Origin of the sequence: Bacillus sp. FSL H8-0545 (genome assembly GCF_038006105.1) — a bacterium.
GTDB classification, from domain to species: domain Bacteria; phylum Bacillota; class Bacilli; order Bacillales; family Bacillaceae_G; genus Bacillus_A; species Bacillus_A cereus_U.
In genome coordinates, this window is record NZ_JBBOUO010000001.1 from 1,904,033 (window position 1) to 1,920,489 (window position 16,457).

The following is a 16,457-nucleotide window of genomic DNA, read 5'->3' on the forward strand; positions in this document are numbered from 1 at the left end:
GCAGTATGATAGTAATCTAAGAGGTAACTCGTAATGGTATTATATAAGTTCATATTGAGAACTTGTATAAATAGGAAGAAACTTACATGTTAAAAAATCATGGTGAGATACTTTACAATTTCTATGCCCTCAAAGGAAATCCTACTCTTAATTCTAAGAATATTCAGATTATTAATTCAAATTATATCTAGTATAATTGTTTCCGTAACCAAGGGCAATATAGTAAATAATGATTTCTAGTTTAATGTAAAATATGTCTTAATATAAAATAGTATCGCTGAAAAAATAAATTCCTTACATACAATTTATAATCGTTTCCTTATAGCATTTTTGAAATAATATCAAAACTTTTTTTAATATATTTATAAAGAAAAACGTAGGAATGTCTCCTACGTTTTTTCTTTTGCAAAATGGTCGATACCTCAAAATACTATTCTCCTAATAATCACTGTTGACCTTAAAACTTCACAACGGAGCAAAGAAACCTTTATTTACGAATACTTTCTCTCAAACTTATTTTTTTATGAATTTTTGACAATCTCTTGAACTGTGCGAAATGTCACATCTGTATTTTACAACCTCTTTTATAGTAAGGGTATGTAAGAGAGACGTATTAAAGGAGTGAACACTATGAAGAAGAAACCTTCAGCACTAATGAGACGTTTAAAATATTTTTCACCAATAGATCGTTATAACGATAATCATACACAAGAAACATATGAAGATCGTGAATGGGAAAATGTGTACAGAAAGCGTTGGCAGCACGATAAAGTGATCCGTTCTACACACGGTGTGAACTGTACTGGTTCGTGTAGTTGGAACATTTATGTGAAAGATGGAATTGTAACATGGGAAGGGCAAGAGCTTAATTACCCAACAACAGGTCCTGATATGCCTGATTTTGAACCACGAGGATGTCCACGTGGGGCGAGTTTTTCTTGGTACATTTATAGTCCACTTCGTGTGAAATATCCGTATGTACGTGGTGTTCTTTGGAGTATGTGGCAAGAGGAATTACAAAATAACGATTCACCACTAGACGCTTGGAAAAGCATCGTGGAAAACCCTGAAAAAGCACGTGCTTATAAAGAGGCACGCGGTAAAGGGGGATTCATCCGAGCGAATTGGGATGAAGTATTACAACTTGTTTCAGCTTCTTTACTTTATACAGTAATTAAATATGGTCCAGACCGAAATGTTGGATTCTCACCAATTCCAGCTATGTCGATGTTAAGTCATGCTGCTGGTAGCCGTTTTATGCAACTTATGGGTGGGCCGATGCTAAGCTTCTATGATTGGTACGCTGATTTACCACCAGCTTCTCCGCAAATTTGGGGTGATCAAACGGATGTGCCAGAAAGTAGTGACTGGTATAACTCTGGTTACATTATGACATGGGGTTCAAATGTACCGATGACAAGAACACCAGATGCTCATTTCTTAGCAGAAGTTCGTTATAAGGGGACGAAAGTCGTTTCTGTAAGTCCTGATTTTGCCGAGTCTACAAAGTTTGCTGATGATTGGATTAGTGTGAAGCAAGGTACAGACGGTGCCCTTGCGATGGCAATGGGGCACGTGATCTTACAAGAATTTTACGTAGATAATCAAGTGGAATACTTCACAAAGTATGCGAAGCAATATACTGATTTTCCGTTCTTTGTCACATTGAAACAAAAAGGAGATCAATTCGTTGCTGATCGTTTCTTAAACGCTTCTGATATTGGACGTGAAACTAAGTTAGGTGAATGGAAACCTGTTCTTTGGAATGATAACACGAAAGATTTTGCAACACCTCACGGCACAATGGGATCACGTTGGGATAACGAGAAGAAATGGAACTTGCGTTTAGAAGATGAACAGACAGGTGAAACGATTGATCCACGTCTTTCTTTACTTGGAATGGAAGATGCTGTTGAAACTGTACAAATCCCGTACTTCTCGGATGATGGAAACAAAGTATTAGAACGTACCATTCCAGTGAAAAAAGTTATGACAGAAGAAGGCGAAGTGTTCGTTACAACTGTATACGATTTAACGTTAGCAAATTACGGTGTGAACCGAGGTCTTGGCGGGCAAGAACCGAAAGATTTCAATGATGATGTACCGTTTACACCTGCATGGCAAGAGAAGATGACTGGAGTAAAGCGAGAACTTATTATTCAAATTGCTCGTGAGTTCGCGCAAAATGCAGTTGATACGAATGGTCGCTCGATGATTATTGTCGGAGCTGGTATTAACCATTGGTTTAATTCTGATACGATTTATCGCGCAGTTTTAAATCTTGTTCTTCTCGTCGGGGCACAAGGTGTCAACGGCGGTGGTTGGGCACATTATGTTGGTCAAGAAAAGCTGCGACCAGCAGAAGGGTGGCAAACAATCGCAATGGCAAAAGATTGGCAAGGGCCACCGAAATTACAAAACGGTACGTCATTCTTCTATTTCGTAACAGATCAATGGCGCTATGAAGATACACCTGTTGGACATTTAGCATCACCAATTGAGGGCAACTCACGTTATCAACATCACGGTGATTACAATGTATTAGCGGCACGACTTGGCTGGTTACCTTCGTATCCAACATTCGAGAAGAATGGAATTGAATTATATAAAGAAGCTGTTGCTGCTGGTGCAACAACGCAAGAAGAAATCGGAAAATACGTTGCACAAAAATTAAAAGAAAAAGAACTGAAATTTGCAATTGAAGATCCAGATAATAAAAACAACTTCCCGCGTAACTTATTCGTATGGCGTGCAAACTTAATTTCAAGTTCCGGTAAAGGTCACGAATATTTCTTAAAACATTTATTAGGTACAACAAACGGATTAATGAATGACGATAGTGATTCATTACGACCAGAAGAAATTAAGTGGCATGAAGATGCACCTGAAGGGAAGTTAGATTTACTCATTAATTTAGATTTCCGTATGGCTGGAACGGCGCTTTATTCTGATATCGTCTTACCTGCTTCAACTTGGTATGAAAAACATGATTTAAGTAGTACAGATATGCATCCATTTGTACATCCATTTAATCCAGCAATCGGTTCACCGTGGGAAGCACGCTCTGACTGGGATATTTTCACCGCTCTTTCTAAAGCTGTGTCGGATTTAGCGAAGAAAATTGATCTTGAGCCAATGAAAGAAGTTGTTGCAACACCACTTCTTCACGATACACCGCAAGAATTAGCGCAACCACTTGGCAAGATTAAAGATTGGAGCAAAGGTGAGTGTGAACCAATACCAGGTAAAACAATGCCGCAAATTCATGTTGTCGAAAGGGATTACAAAACGATTTATGACAAGATGACAGCGCTTGGACCAAATACCGGAAAACAACCGATTGGTACGAAAGGGATTTCTTGGTCAGCAGAAAAAGAATATGAGCAATTAAAGAGTCGATTAGGAGTTATTCGAACGGATTCTATTGCGAAAGGGTGCCCAGATATAAAAGAAGCAATCAATGCTGCTGAGGCGGTATTAACACTTTCTTCTACAACAAACGGTCATATGGCTGTAAAAGCATGGGAAGCACTTGAAAAACAAACCGATTTAAAACTACGTGATTTAGCAGAAGAACGTGAAGAAGAATGCTTCACATTTGAACAAATTACAGCGCAGCCTAAAACAGTAATTACTTCTCCAGCCTTTACGGGTTCTGAAAAAGGTGGACGACGTTACTCACCATTTACAACCAATGTTGAGCGTCTCATCCCTTGGAGAACGATAACCGGTCGACAATCTTTCTACTTAGATCACGACATGATGAAAGAATTTGGTGAAACGATGGCAACATTTAAACCAATTCTGCAACATAAACCGTTTCGTAAATCACGACCTGAAGTAGAAGGGAAAGAAATTACACTAAACTATTTAACACCGCATAATAAGTGGTCGATTCATAGTATGTACTTCGATTCATTGCCGATGTTAACGCTGTTTAGAGGCGGTCCAACTGTTTGGATGAACAAAGATGACGCGAATGAAGCTGGAGTTGCCGATAATGATTGGATTGAATGCTTTAATCGTAACGGCGTTGTCGTAGCACGTGCTGTTGTAACGCACCGTATACCGAGGGGAATGGCATTTATGCACCATGCACAAGATCGTCACATTAACGTGCCTGGTACGAAATTAACAAGCACCCGCGGGGGAACACATAATAGTCCAACCCGTATTCACGTTAAACCAACACATATGATTGGTGGATATGGCCAATTAAGCTATGGATTTAACTACTATGGTCCGACGGGGAACCAGCGTGACTTAAATGTCGTAATCCGTAAACTGAAGGAGGTAGATTGGCTTGAAGATTAAAGCGCAAGTCGGAATGGTAATGAACCTAGATAAATGCATCGGCTGCCACACTTGTAGCGTAACATGCAAAAACACCTGGACAAATCGTCCAGGTGCTGAATATATGTACTTCAATAACGTAGAAACGAAACCTGGAATTGGTTATCCGAAACAATGGGAAGATCAGGAGAAATACAAAGGCGGCTGGGAATTAAAAAATGGTGAAATTCAGCTGAAATCCGGTTCGAAAATGAAGCGTCTTATGAACATTTTCCACAATCCAGATCAACCAACAATCGATGATTACTTTGAACCTTGGAATTATGATTATGAAACGTTAACAAACAGCCCGCAGCGTAAGCATCAACCAGTTGCTCGTCCAAAATCAGCAATTACGGGCGAATTTATCGACAAAATTGAATGGGGTCCAAACTGGGAAGATGATTTAGCAGGTGGACATATAACAGGATTACAAGATCCGAACGTCAAGAAAATGGAAGAAGGAATTAAAACGGATTTTGAAAATGTCTTTATGATGTATTTACCACGCATATGCGAACATTGTATGAATCCATCTTGCGTTTCGTCTTGTCCATCTGGTGCGATGTATAAACGTGAAGAAGATGGAATTGTCCTTGTTGATCAAAATGCATGTCGTGCTTGGAGATTTTGTGTATCGTCTTGTCCGTATAAAAAAGTGTATTTTAACTGGCAAACAAATAAAGCAGAAAAATGCACAATGTGTTTCCCGCGTATTGAAGCTGGTATGCCAACAATTTGCTCTGAAACATGTGTAGGACGTATTCGCTATATAGGGGTAATGCTATATGACGCTGACAAAGTAAAAGAAGCAGCTTCTGTTGAAAATGAAAAAGATTTATATGAATCTCAGCTTACTGTTTTCCTAGATCCAAATGATCCAGAAGTAATAGCTGAAGCAAAAAAACAAGGAATTCCTGATGAATGGATGAAAGCTGCTCAAGAGTCACCTATTTATAAAATGATTATTGATTGGAAAATTGCTCTTCCTCTTCATCCAGAGTACCGTACAATGCCGATGGTTTGGTATATCCCGCCGCTTAGCCCGATTATGAATATGGTGGAGGGGAAAGGAAGTAACTGGAAAGCAGAAGAAATTTTCCCTGCTATTGATAATATGCGTATTCCAATTCAATATTTAGCGAATTTACTCACTGCAGGAGATGAATCACACATTCGTCTTACATTGAAAAAAATGGCTGTCATGCGAACACATATGAGAGCACTGCAAATTAATAAGGAACCAAATGAAGCAGTATTAAAAGAAATTGGTTTAACGAAAGAGGATGTAGAAGATATGTATCGTCTTCTTGCCATTGCGAAATATAAAGATCGCTTCGTCATTCCGACATCTCACCGCGAACAAGTTGCAGATTTATATAGTGAACAAGGAAGCTGTGGTCTTTCCTTCACAGGTGGCCCAGGCTCTTGTATGACAATCTCTTAAATAAAGGGGGCAGACAAATATGAAACAAAGTTTACAAACCGCTTTTTCTTGTTCTTCTTTTCTTCTCTCCTATCCTGAACTAGGTTGGAGAGAAGCTTTACTAGAATTACAGGAAGAGATTCAAGAAATTGAACAGGAAGAAATCAGAGCATCACTTACAACATTTATAAAAGCAGCGCTAGATAAAACAGACAATCAACTTATTGATTCTTACGTCTATACATTCGACTTTGGAAAGAAGACAAATATGTATCTTACCTACATGAAAACAGGTGAACAAAGAGAGCGTGGAATTGAATTATTAGAGTTAAAACAGCATTATCAAAAATCTGGTTTTAACGTAACAGATAAAGAACTACCTGATTATTTACCGCTTTTACTTGAGTTTCTTGCAAACGCGAATGAAAAAGATAGCGAACCAATTATGAGTAAATACACGGAAAATATACAAGCACTGCACGGGCAATTAAAAGAAGCAAACTGTATGCACGAACCAATTCTTGCAGCCGTTCTCTTAGCTATCGATGCATGGGGAGTACAGACGAATTAGAAAGGAGTGTTGTCAAAATGATGGATCAATTTTTATGGGTGCTGTTTCCCTATATCATTTTTGCAATCTTTATTGGTGGACACATTTTCAGATACAACTATGATCAATTTGGCTGGACATCAAAATCTAGCGAACTATTAGAGAAGAAAATGCTCCGGATCGGAAGTCTATTATTCCACTTTGGGATAATGTTCGTAATTGGCGGTCATGTTATGGGGATATTAATTCCAGAGTCCATATACCGCTCAATAGGTATTTCTGAGCATATGTATCATATAATAGCGATTAGCTTCGGACTTCCGGCAGGGATTGCCTCTATTATTGGATTAATTATATTAACGTATCGCCGTTTAACAGTAAAACGCATCATTGCAACGAGTACAACAGGAGATTATGTTGCGCTTATCTTATTGCTTATTGTGATGCTGGCGGGACTGACTTCAACCTTTTTAAATATTGACTCAAAAGGATTTGATTATCGTACAACAATCGGTCCTTGGTTCCGTAGTCTCTTTATTTTCCAACCGAAAGTTGAATATATGATGGAAGTATCTGTATGGTTTAAAATTCATATTATTGCAGGGATGGGGCTTTTCGCAGTATGGCCGTTTACAAGACTTGTCCATGTTTTTAGTGCTCCGATTAAATATTTAAGCCGTAGTTACGTTATTTACAGAAGACGTATTCCTAATGAATTGAAAAAATAATGCCGTTATACCTATTTAGTAATATATCAAGAAAGACGAGGTTTAATTGAAGCCCTCGTCTTTCTTGATATAGGGGATAGCAACAAGGAAAATAACCAGTAACTTAATATGAAAAAAGAGTAGCATCTAAATAAGATGCTACTCAATACTACAAATTGAGGCAGAACAATCCTCACAAGCAATTTCACATTTTAAGAATTGTAAATCATGAATTGTAATCTTACCTTTGTAAATAGAAATTGTCCCTTGTTTTTTTAAATCACTTAACATCCGATTTACGCTTTCACGGGAAGTTGCACAGAAATTCGCAAGTTCTTGATTCGTTAAAGGTAAATCGATGAGAATCCCATTTTCTTTTAAAATACCATAACTATTTGTCATTCGAATGAGTGTAGAATACAGGGCACCTTTTTTACCGTGTAATACTAGATCTCGGAATTTTGTTTGCATTCTTCTTAAATGTTCGCTAATCCATCTCATAAATTCAAATACAAGTGCAGGCTTTTGAAGTAATGCTATTTCTAAGGCTGCACGTTTAATAACCCCTACTTCAACATCTTCAAGGCATTTCGAATTTAATAAATACCTTGCATTTTCCGTGAACAATGTTAATTCCCCAATAATATCATTTTGTGAACAAATGCGAAGTGTTAATTCTTGTCCGTCAGCACTAAGTTTACTGATTTGCACTTTTCCAGAGTGAATGATATAAATTTCTGTTGCTTCCATACCTTCTTGAAAAATAAAACTCCCCTTATTGATTTGCATTTTATATTCAACAGATGAAAGTAACTCCTTTAAATCTTTGGATAATGCCGTACTGTTTGCCACAGCAATCACCTTTCTTCTTATAAGCAGTATATTTCTTATTTTGGATGTAATCATGATGAAATTGCAAGAGATATTTTTGGAAATAAAGTGAAATTTCAATGACCGTAAGGAAAAACGACTTTAAATGTCTAAAAAGCTACTTATAGTAAGGGATTATATTATGTGAATATAAGTTTTTTAGTTTAAGAAATTTTAGTATGTAAAGAGAATGGGACTAGAGATGTGAACAAAATTCGAACGGATTTGTGAAGATTTTTTAAATGGGGAAAGTAATGTGAGAAAAGTCACATTGAATATGTAGCTTCTTTTTTATAATGAAGGCAAATGAAAAATTGAAAACTTACTAAGGATTTAAGTAGAAAAGAAGGGATATAGATGCAAGGGAAGATGAAAGATTCTTTAGAGCGACCACTTCAAGATTTACGTATTTCAGTTATTGACCGTTGTAATTTTAGGTGCACATACTGTATGCCGGCTGAAGTGTTCGGACCTGATTATGCTTTTTTACAGGAAGAGTGTTTACTGACATTCGATGAAATTGAAAGGTTAGCGAAATTATTTATTAGCATGGGAGTGAAAAAAATTAGGATCACAGGCGGGGAACCTTTATTACGTAAAGACTTACCGAAGTTGATTGCAAGACTTGCAAAGTTAGATGGCTTAACGGATATTGGACTCACAACAAACGGTATTCATTTAGCAAAACAAGCTAAGCTATTAAAAGAAGCAGGATTACAACGTGTAAATATTAGTCTAGATGCGATAGAGGATCATATCTTTCAAAAAATTAATGGTCGTAATGTAAGTACGAAGCCTATATTAAAGGGAATTGAGGCAGCAAAGGCAGCAGGACTAGAAGTAAAGGTAAATATGGTCGTAAAAAAAGGGATGAATGATAGTCAAATTCTTCTGATGGCAGGTTATTTTAAAAAGCAGGGAATTCAGCTCCGTTTTATCGAGTTTATGGATGTTGGTAGTACGAACGGATGGAACTTTGAACAAGTAATTACGAAGGAAGAGTTAATAGAAAAAATTAATCGTGTATATCCTATTGAGCCCATTAAGCCTCGTTATTTTGGAGAAGTAGCGAAATTGTATCGGTATGTAGGGAGCGATACAGAAGTTGGATTTATTACTTCTGTTTCTGAGTCATTCTGTTCTTCTTGTACGAGAGCTCGTATTTCGGCAGATGGTAAATTTTTCACGTGCTTATTCAGAGCAGATGGAACAGATTTACGAACGCTTCTTCGGGAAAATATTTCTGATGCATCATTATTAAAAATTCTAAAAGGTGTATGGGAGTACAGAAAAGATCGGTATTCAGATGAACGAACGGCAGAAAGTACAAAAAATCGTCCTAAAATTGAAATGTCTTATATTGGTGGATAACGAAAGGAGGATTCTGCATGGAAGAGCGTTATTCAAGGCAAGTTTTATTTTCTGGAATTGGTGAAATGGGCCAAAGAAAAATAAGAGAAAAGCATGTGCTCCTAATCGGTGCGGGTGCACTAGGAGCTGCAAATGCGGAAGCGCTAGTTAGAATGGGAATTGGGAAATTGACAATTGCTGACCGTGACTACGTCGAATGGAGTAATTTACAGCGGCAACAGTTATATACAGAAGAAGATGCACAGCAGTGTAAACCAAAAGCAATTGCAGCTGCAGAACATTTAGGGAAGATTAATTCTGAAGTAGAAATTGTACCAATTGTAACGGACGTCACAATGCAAGAGATGGAAGTGTTAACAAAAAAAGTGAATCTCATATTAGATGCGACTGATAATTTCGATACGCGCCTACTTATAAATGACATTTCGCAAAAAGAAAATATACCTTGGATATACGGTGGATGCATTGGAAGTTACGGTGTAACGTATACAATTCTTCCTGGGAAAACACCATGTTTTCGCTGTCTGATGGATCATCCTATGGGCGGAGCAACATGCGATACAGCAGGGATCATTCAGCCAGCTGTACAACTGGTCGTTGCTCATCAAGTAACAGAAGCAATGAAAATATTGGTGGATGATTATGAGTCGCTAAGAGGGACAATGTTATCATTTGATATTTGGAACAATGAGTATCTCTCATTAAAAGTAAATAGACAGAAGAAAAATACATGTCCATCTTGTGGAAATGCACGCACGTACCCAAGTTTAACATTTGAATCACAGTTGAAAACAGAAGTGCTATGCGGAAGGAATACGGTTCAAATCCGCCCAGGCATAAAACGAGTTCTTCATTTAGAGGAAGTTCAAAAGCGCTTACAAAAAAGTGTGAATGTCCAAAAAACGCCGTATTTACTATCGTTTTTAGTTGATGAATATCGTTTCGTTTTATTTACAGACGGTAGGGCATTTATTCATGGAACAAATGATGTGAAAATGGCAAAACGATTATACGCAAAATATATAGGTTAAATAGAAAGAGAGTTTTTCTTTCTCAAAATGAGGTGAAAAAAGAATGTTAGAAAAACGTATACCAATTCAAGTGGAAGAAGCAGTCGCACGTGTAATGGAGTATGCCTATCTAGGTGAAACGGAAAAGGTTTCTCTTATAGACAGCTACGGAAGAACTCTTGGAGCAGATGTAGTTGCGGATCATGACGTCCCGCATTTTGATCGATCTCCATACGACGGGTTTGCGATTCGAGCGGAAGATACAAAAGACGCAAGTAGCAGTAATCCTATTCGGTTTGAAGTTATTGGTGAAATCGGGGCTGGTTTTGTTTTTACAGAAGAGGTGAAGGTATTTCAAGCTGTTCGCATTATGACAGGAGCCGCAATTCCAGTAGGGTGTAATGCTGTCGTTATGTTAGAGCTAACGGAAGCATTTGAAGAAAACGAAAAGACTTATATGAAATTAAAACGTCCTTTCGCCTCTGGTGATAACATTTCTTTTACAGGAGAAGATGTGAAAAAAAATTCCATACTTGTGAAAAAAGGGACTTCTATTACCCCTGGAGTAGCAGCACTTCTTGCTACGTTTGGTTATAGTTCAGTATGTGTTGTAAGACAGCCGGTTATTGGAATTGTAACGACGGGAAGTGAACTGCTCGAAGTACATGAACAACTGAAACCAGGGAAGATTCGAAATAGTAACTCCTATATGATAGCTGCTCAAATTGAACGAGCGGGCGGAGTTGTACAGTATTATGGACAATTTGCTGATGATTTAGAGACGTGTTATAACACTGTAAAAAAAGCGATGAAAGAAGTCGATATTTTAATTACAACTGGTGGTGTTTCAGTAGGAGACTACGATTATTTACCTGCTATTTATGAGAGGTTACAGGCTAATGTATTTTTCAATAAAATAGCGATGCGGCCAGGAAGCGTGACAACTGTAGCTGAGCTAGAAGGAAAACTATTATTCGGTCTATCTGGTAATCCTTCTGCTTGTTATGTCGGTTGTGAATTATTTGTTCGACCCGTCATTCAAACATATTTGTATAGGAAAGATCCGCATGTATATCGTACAGAGGCGATTTTACAGAAAGACTTTGCGAAAGCAAACCCATTTACTCGTTTTGTAAGAGGGAGAGTGGAAATTGTAGATGGTCAATTGCAAGTTACACCAGTTGGCTTAGATAAATCAAGTGCAATTTCTTCACTTGCAGATGCGAATGCATTTATCGTTTTACCGGGAGGAACGAGAGGATTTGAAGCAGGAATAACTGTTTCGGTACTGTTATTAGAATCAAACGTAGGCAGTGAGTGTCCATGGAAAGAACCACTTCGATCATACAAGTAATAGAAAAATAGATTGATGGCTTCTTCGCGGATTATGATTTATACAAAGATAAGAGGTGCAAGATGACACATACGTATTATGAAGTAATTGATACGCCTATTTCAATTGAAGATGTTACAAGTAAAGTAATTCGACGTGAGTGTGGTGCAGTTACTACTTTTATTGGTACTGTCAGAGAATTTACGAAAGGACGTCGTACGTTATATTTAGAGTATGTGGTTTATAAGGCAATGGCGGAAAAGCAGCTTGCGAAAATTGGTACCGAAGTAGAAGAGAAATGGCCTGGGACATATGTGGCAATTACGCATCGCATTGGTACATTGCAAATTTCTGACCTTGCTGTTGTTGTAGCTGTTTCTACACCACACCGGAAAGCAGCCTATGAGGCGAATGAATATATTATGGAACGAATTAAACAAATTGTTCCGATTTGGAAGAAAGAGTTTTGGGAAGATGGTGAGTCATGGATAGGGGATCAGTTAGAGAAAACAGCATATTTAAGTGGGGAGCCTGAAAAGGAGATGAGAAGATGATTGAAGTATTATTATTTGCAAATTTGCAAGAAGAAGCAAGTAAGCCAGCGTTGCAAATAGATTGTGAAAAGATTACTGTTGCTGAGCTAAAAGATATTCTTGTTAAAGAATACAACATAACAATTTCAAACCAGATTATGGTCGCTATAAATGAAGAATACGCAAATAAGGACGACATCATTCAAACTGGCGATATTGTAGCGATGATTCCGCCAGTAAGTGGTGGTTGATTCTTTTCAGTCTAATCATGTTAAGACGTGATTAGACTGGAGGGAATTAATATAACTACGAATACATAGGAGGGAACAGGATGAAGAGTCCTAATTTTCAATTAAGTTTACAAACTTCTAATCTAGTTATCGGTTTTATGGTATGGGTAATTTTATCATCATTAATGCCATATATTAAAGCAGATATTCCATTAACTGCGGGAGAAATTTCTATGATCACAGCAGTACCGGTTATTTTAGGTTCTATTCTTCGCATTCCAATTGGTTATTGGACAAATCGTTTCGGAGCAAGAAAATTATTCTTTATTAGTTTTATTCTATTATTATTCCCTGTCTTTTATATTAGTGTTGCCAATTCTATGAGGGATTTAATTATTGGTGGCTTATTTGTAGGGATTGGTGGGGCTGTATTCTCTGTAGGGGTAACTTCTTTACCGAAATACTTCCCGAAAGAGAGTCACGGCTTTGTAAATGGTATTTACGGTGTAGGTAACGCCGGAACAGCAATTACTTCATTTTTAGCACCTGTCATTGCAACTTCATTTGGCTGGAGAACGACAGTACAGTGTTATTTAGTTTTACTTGCAGCATTTGCACTTATGAACTTTTTATTAGGTGATCGTAAGGAGAAAAAGGTGAATACACCATTAATGGAACAAATAAAAGGTGTATATAAAAATGAAAAACTTTGGTTTTTATGTATCTTTTACTTTTTAACATTCGGATCATTTGTAGCATTCACAGTATATTTACCAAACTTTTTAGTATCTCACTTCGGATTAGAGAAAGTAGATGCAGGTATGCGGACAGCCGGATTCATCGTATTAGCAACAATGATGCGTCCGATTGGTGGTTGGCTCGGTGATAAGTTTAATCCATTTAAAATATTAATCTTCGTATTTATCGGCTTAACACTATCTGGTATTGTGTTATCATTTATGCCTAGTATGAACGTGTATACATTTGGTTGCTTACTAGTCGCATTCTGTGCAGGTATTGGAAATGGTACAATCTTTAAACTTGTTCCAATGTACTTCTCTGAACAAGCAGGGATTGTAAATGGGGTTGTGTCAGCTTTAGGTGGACTAGGAGGGTTCTTCCCACCATTAATTTTAACACTACTATTCCAACTAACAGGTCATTATGCAATTGGATTTATGGCATTATCAGAAGTAGCGCTTGCTTGTTTAATCATTACAGTGTGGATGTATAGCCAAGAGAAGCTGTTAGTGATGTTAAAGAATAATTAATAGAGAAAAAGGGTGCCTAGTAGAGGCATCCTTTTTTTATACTTGAACACGAGAGGGGATGAATGGTTGTATCAATATCGTTCTATAGATAACGATATTTTACTTGTTTCATAAAAAAGAACAAACGTCTCTAAAAACGTTTGTCCAAAGTAAATTCATATGCTAGCTAAGAGATAGATTCCGATTTATGTGTACGGGAAAGTTTTTTTATAAGCTTAGGAAGTATAGAGGTTAGTTCCTGCTTCATACGTTTTGTAAACGATGGATCTTTACCTGAAGTTGAAATACTGACAACAAATTCATCATTTCGTATGACACCAGGTGTGTGAAATGATGATGCTGTACCATCACTTACAACGTTAACCCATTGGAAATCATGGGCAGCTTGCTTGACCATCATATTTACAGTATGTTGATTTGTTGCGGCATAAATAAGATGGGCATCTTTAATATCATCATTAGTAAAAGTTTTTTGCTTCCATGTAACATAAGGAAGCTCCTTCATTTCCTCGCAAATTTCCGGGCTGACAACCGTGACAAAAGCGCCTGTATCCTTTAATCCAGACGCTTTTCGATATGCAATTTTACCACCACCAACTATAACAACCACTTTTTTATTTAGATTAAGCATAAGAGGGTACAGGTTATACATACACACATTCCTCCATTCGTTCTAATAATGTTAACTTCATGTATGTATCAAACTGAAGGCAGTTGCAAGTTGTAACGGGATCATACTTTTTTGTATGTAATTTAATTTTTTGAAGCAATAATCCGGTAAAGAGAAGGTACGGCATGACATATACATGTGACGCAGTCGATGTTATATTTTTGAGCTCAGCAGTAAAAGAGGGAGTTCCTTTTGTTAAAAAGGAACAAGATACTGGCATACCGAGTTTTCGTCCGGCAGCTGCTCCAATTTGTTGTAATTCATATATCGGCTGAGGGTCACTACTACCTCGACCGACGAGTATAATTCTACTGTCTTGCATTGGCATTGTTTCACGTATTCTTTTAACTACAAGTTCAACCATATGTGGATGCGTACTAAAAGGTGGTGCAACTGAAAAATTTATATGTGGATATTTCTTTTGCATTTGCTCTATCTCAAAAGGAATATCACGTTTATAGTGAGCTGCTGCAAATAATAAAACAGGAACTATCATTATTTCAGTTGCTCCCTCTAGTATTGTTTCTGTAACTGCATCTTGAATGGTAGGTGTTGTTAGTTCAAGAAAAGCTATTTTTTGAATTCTTTCGTTACGCTCTGTCATAACTGATTGAATAAAGTGAATGAATTGTTCATTGCCTTCTTGTAGTCGACTACCGTGTCCAACATATACAATTCCTTTCATCTTGCCACCATATCCTTCTTCATAATAATGTCTTGTAATTGATGATCAATGTTATGTAACCCGACTTTATTCGCATAGTGTAAAGTTGGAACGTCTGTATACGAGAATGGAAGAGTAAGAACATGCATAAATCCAAGACGCTTTACTTCTGATAGAAACGTATCAATTGAAGCGCGTCCTTCAAATACAATGCTATCCCATGAGAATTCCGAAAGCATACGGGAATGAATTTCATCGAAGCGATTATCGATTGTATACTCATGAGTCATCATATAGGAGCCTGCACCAATTTTTTCTTGAATGAAAGCAATTCGATTAATATTTCGGCCTAAATAAATAGTTGTATTAGAAGAAAACGCTGCAGGTTTACTTAACAATCCATACTGCATAAGCTTTTCTTGAACAGGAAGGTTCATATATTGCAGTTCTGCCTGTAAGGAACGAATATCTTTATGGTGCTTACTGCATGATTGCATCAAAATCTCTACACTCTCAGCTGAACAAAATACAAGGCGATCAACACTAAAAATTTCATTGATTTGTTCAGAGGTTAATGTGTATTCTTCCTTTTGGAAAGTTGGAATTTGATATATTTCTGCACCAGATTCTTGTAACATTTGTTTTATTGAACTTTCTTTATTTGTTGCAGATGCAAATAAAACTTTCTTGCCGTGCAATGGTTTACGTTCTTTCCAAGCGATTTGATTCCGCAAAGTAACAACATCACCAACAATTGTCATGGAAGGGTTAGAAATATTTTCGTTTTTGACGATAGGAACAATGGTTGAAAGTGTCCCTGTGGCAACGCGCTGCTTTCCAGTTGTACCCCATTCAATGACTGCTACGGGTGTATCTTCTTTTTTTCCTGCTTGTAGTAAGTTTTCACAAATGGTAGGTAAGTTTTTTATACCCATATAGTAGGCGATCGTGTCGCTATTGTGGGATGAATTGTATTTTCCATGATCGGTTAAAGGACCTTTTGAATGTCCAGTTAGTAAAGTTACACTATTACTGTAGTTGCGGTGGGTGAGGGGGATACCTGCATAACTACTAGCGGCGATGCTAGCTGTAATACCTGGCACAATCTCGTATGGAATGTTTGCTGCCGCTAAAGTTTCTGCTTCTTCACCAACTCTGCCGAAAATAGATGGATCTCCGCCTTTTAAGCGGACAACGATTTTCCCTTCTTTCGCAAATTGAAGGAGGTGGGCGTTAATCATTTCTTGTCGCATAGTATGATTCTTAGGCATTTTACCGCAATAAATAAGTTCACAAGTTTGCTTTGTATAACTAAGAAAAGTAGGGTTCAATAAGCGGTCATATAAGACAATATCTGCACGCTTTAAGCAATCTATCGCTTTTTTTGTAATAAGCCCTTCATCACCTGGTCCTGCACCAACTAAATATACATATCCGTTCATATTCGCACCTCGTTTGTTTTTATTTAAAAGGAAGCCAGGGGAGGCTTC

At 37.4% G+C, this 16,457-nt stretch carries 14 protein-coding genes; 10 read left to right on the forward strand and 4 right to left on the reverse strand.

Translation table 11 applies throughout. From position 1 onward, the window contains the following. The first annotated feature begins 630 nt into the window (after positions 1 to 630). The 4 genes from MHI07_RS10100 to narI are packed head-to-tail and all read left to right on the forward strand — an operon-like array spanning position 631 to position 7,036. Entirely contained in the window at positions 631 to 4,314 is a 3,684-nt protein-coding gene (locus MHI07_RS10100) for a nitrate reductase subunit alpha (RefSeq protein ID WP_340823451.1), read from the forward strand. Further along, positions 4,304 to 5,779 carry a nitrate reductase subunit beta gene (narH, locus tag MHI07_RS10105; RefSeq protein ID WP_340823453.1) on the forward strand — a complete coding sequence of 492 codons (1,476 nt, stop codon included), beginning with the start codon at positions 4,304 to 4,306 and terminating at the stop codon, positions 5,777 to 5,779. Before MHI07_RS10100 ends, narH begins: the two co-directional genes overlap by 11 nt. Positions 5,780 to 5,798: 19 nt before the next feature. Then, positions 5,799 to 6,329 (forward strand): nitrate reductase molybdenum cofactor assembly chaperone, encoded by a 531-nt coding sequence (narJ, locus tag MHI07_RS10110; protein ID WP_002158082.1) that lies wholly within the window; start codon positions 5,799 to 5,801, stop codon positions 6,327 to 6,329. Between the two features lie 17 nt (positions 6,330 to 6,346). Further along, a complete protein-coding gene (gene narI, locus MHI07_RS10115; protein ID WP_340823459.1) occupies positions 6,347 to 7,036 on the forward strand; it encodes a respiratory nitrate reductase subunit gamma in 690 nt (229 codons plus the stop codon). Between the two features lie 138 nt (positions 7,037 to 7,174). Here narI and MHI07_RS10120 read toward each other — a convergent pair whose 3' ends face one another. Continuing rightward, positions 7,175 to 7,867 (reverse strand): Crp/Fnr family transcriptional regulator, encoded by a 693-nt coding sequence (locus tag MHI07_RS10120; RefSeq protein ID WP_002158081.1) that lies wholly within the window; start codon positions 7,865 to 7,867, stop codon positions 7,175 to 7,177. Positions 7,868 to 8,242: 375 nt separating this feature from the next. Here MHI07_RS10120 and moaA point away from each other — a divergent pair, with 375 nt between their 5' ends. From moaA to narK, 6 genes are all read left to right on the forward strand, one after another. Continuing rightward, on the forward strand, positions 8,243 to 9,256 hold the full coding sequence (gene moaA, locus MHI07_RS10125) for a GTP 3',8-cyclase MoaA (protein ID WP_002148399.1): 1,014 nt from the start codon (positions 8,243 to 8,245) through the stop codon (positions 9,254 to 9,256). A gap of 17 nt (positions 9,257 to 9,273) precedes the next feature. Beyond that, on the forward strand, positions 9,274 to 10,287 hold the full coding sequence (locus MHI07_RS10130) for a molybdopterin-synthase adenylyltransferase MoeB (RefSeq protein ID WP_340823463.1): 1,014 nt from the start codon (positions 9,274 to 9,276) through the stop codon (positions 10,285 to 10,287). 43 nt (positions 10,288 to 10,330) lie between these two features. After that, positions 10,331 to 11,620, forward strand: coding sequence for a molybdopterin molybdotransferase MoeA (locus MHI07_RS10135; RefSeq protein WP_340823465.1), 1,290 nt, complete (start codon positions 10,331 to 10,333; stop codon positions 11,618 to 11,620). A 62-nt stretch (positions 11,621 to 11,682) separates the two neighbouring features. Beyond that, a complete protein-coding gene (locus MHI07_RS10140; protein ID WP_340823467.1) occupies positions 11,683 to 12,153 on the forward strand; it encodes a molybdenum cofactor biosynthesis protein MoaE in 471 nt (156 codons plus the stop codon). Further along, on the forward strand, positions 12,150 to 12,383 hold the full coding sequence (gene moaD, locus MHI07_RS10145; protein ID WP_002148393.1) for a molybdopterin converting factor subunit 1: 234 nt from the start codon (positions 12,150 to 12,152) through the stop codon (positions 12,381 to 12,383). Before MHI07_RS10140 ends, moaD begins: the two co-directional genes overlap by 4 nt. A gap of 80 nt (positions 12,384 to 12,463) precedes the next feature. Beyond that, a complete protein-coding gene (narK, locus tag MHI07_RS10150; RefSeq protein WP_340823469.1) occupies positions 12,464 to 13,633 on the forward strand; it encodes a nitrate transporter NarK in 1,170 nt (389 codons plus the stop codon). Positions 13,634 to 13,799: 166 nt separating this feature from the next. Here narK and MHI07_RS10155 read toward each other — a convergent pair whose 3' ends face one another. Genes MHI07_RS10155 through MHI07_RS10165 form a run of 3 tightly spaced genes read right to left on the reverse strand, consistent with a single transcriptional unit; the run spans position 13,800 to position 16,409 of the window. After that, the gene (locus MHI07_RS10155; RefSeq protein WP_070170080.1) at positions 13,800 to 14,285 is read right to left on the reverse strand and encodes a precorrin-2 dehydrogenase; all 486 of its coding nucleotides are present in this window, start codon (positions 14,283 to 14,285) and stop codon (positions 13,800 to 13,802) included. Next, on the reverse strand, positions 14,278 to 14,988 hold the full coding sequence (locus tag MHI07_RS10160) for a sirohydrochlorin chelatase (protein WP_340823473.1): 711 nt from the start codon (positions 14,986 to 14,988) through the stop codon (positions 14,278 to 14,280). The genes MHI07_RS10155 and MHI07_RS10160 overlap by 8 nt, the downstream gene beginning before the upstream one ends. After that, positions 14,985 to 16,409 (reverse strand): uroporphyrin-III C-methyltransferase, encoded by a 1,425-nt coding sequence (locus MHI07_RS10165; protein WP_340823475.1) that lies wholly within the window; start codon positions 16,407 to 16,409, stop codon positions 14,985 to 14,987. The genes MHI07_RS10160 and MHI07_RS10165 overlap by 4 nt, the downstream gene beginning before the upstream one ends. Positions 16,410 to 16,457 lie beyond the last annotated feature (48 nt).

What these genes read in the sequence shown, in the direction of transcription:
- MHI07_RS10100 (WP_340823451.1), top strand. Translation starts at nt 631, where the DNA reads ATGAAGAAGAAACCTTCAGCACTAATGAGACGTTTAAAATATTTTTCA.
- narJ (WP_002158082.1), top strand. Translation starts at nt 5,799, where the DNA reads ATGAAACAAAGTTTACAAACCGCTTTTTCTTGTTCTTCTTTTCTTCTC.
- narI (WP_340823459.1), top strand. Translation starts at nt 6,347, where the DNA reads ATGATGGATCAATTTTTATGGGTGCTGTTTCCCTATATCATTTTTGCA.
- moaA (WP_002148399.1), top strand. Translation starts at nt 8,243, where the DNA reads ATGCAAGGGAAGATGAAAGATTCTTTAGAGCGACCACTTCAAGATTTA.
- MHI07_RS10130 (WP_340823463.1), top strand. Translation starts at nt 9,274, where the DNA reads ATGGAAGAGCGTTATTCAAGGCAAGTTTTATTTTCTGGAATTGGTGAA.
- MHI07_RS10135 (WP_340823465.1), top strand. Translation starts at nt 10,331, where the DNA reads ATGTTAGAAAAACGTATACCAATTCAAGTGGAAGAAGCAGTCGCACGT.
- MHI07_RS10140 (WP_340823467.1), top strand. Translation starts at nt 11,683, where the DNA reads ATGACACATACGTATTATGAAGTAATTGATACGCCTATTTCAATTGAA.
- moaD (WP_002148393.1), top strand. Translation starts at nt 12,150, where the DNA reads ATGATTGAAGTATTATTATTTGCAAATTTGCAAGAAGAAGCAAGTAAG.
- narK (WP_340823469.1), top strand. Translation starts at nt 12,464, where the DNA reads ATGAAGAGTCCTAATTTTCAATTAAGTTTACAAACTTCTAATCTAGTT.
- MHI07_RS10155 (WP_070170080.1), bottom strand. Translation starts at nt 14,285, where the DNA reads ATGTATAACCTGTACCCTCTTATGCTTAATCTAAATAAAAAAGTGGTT.
- MHI07_RS10160 (WP_340823473.1), bottom strand. Translation starts at nt 14,988, where the DNA reads ATGAAAGGAATTGTATATGTTGGACACGGTAGTCGACTACAAGAAGGC.
- MHI07_RS10165 (WP_340823475.1), bottom strand. Translation starts at nt 16,409, where the DNA reads ATGAACGGATATGTATATTTAGTTGGTGCAGGACCAGGTGATGAAGGG.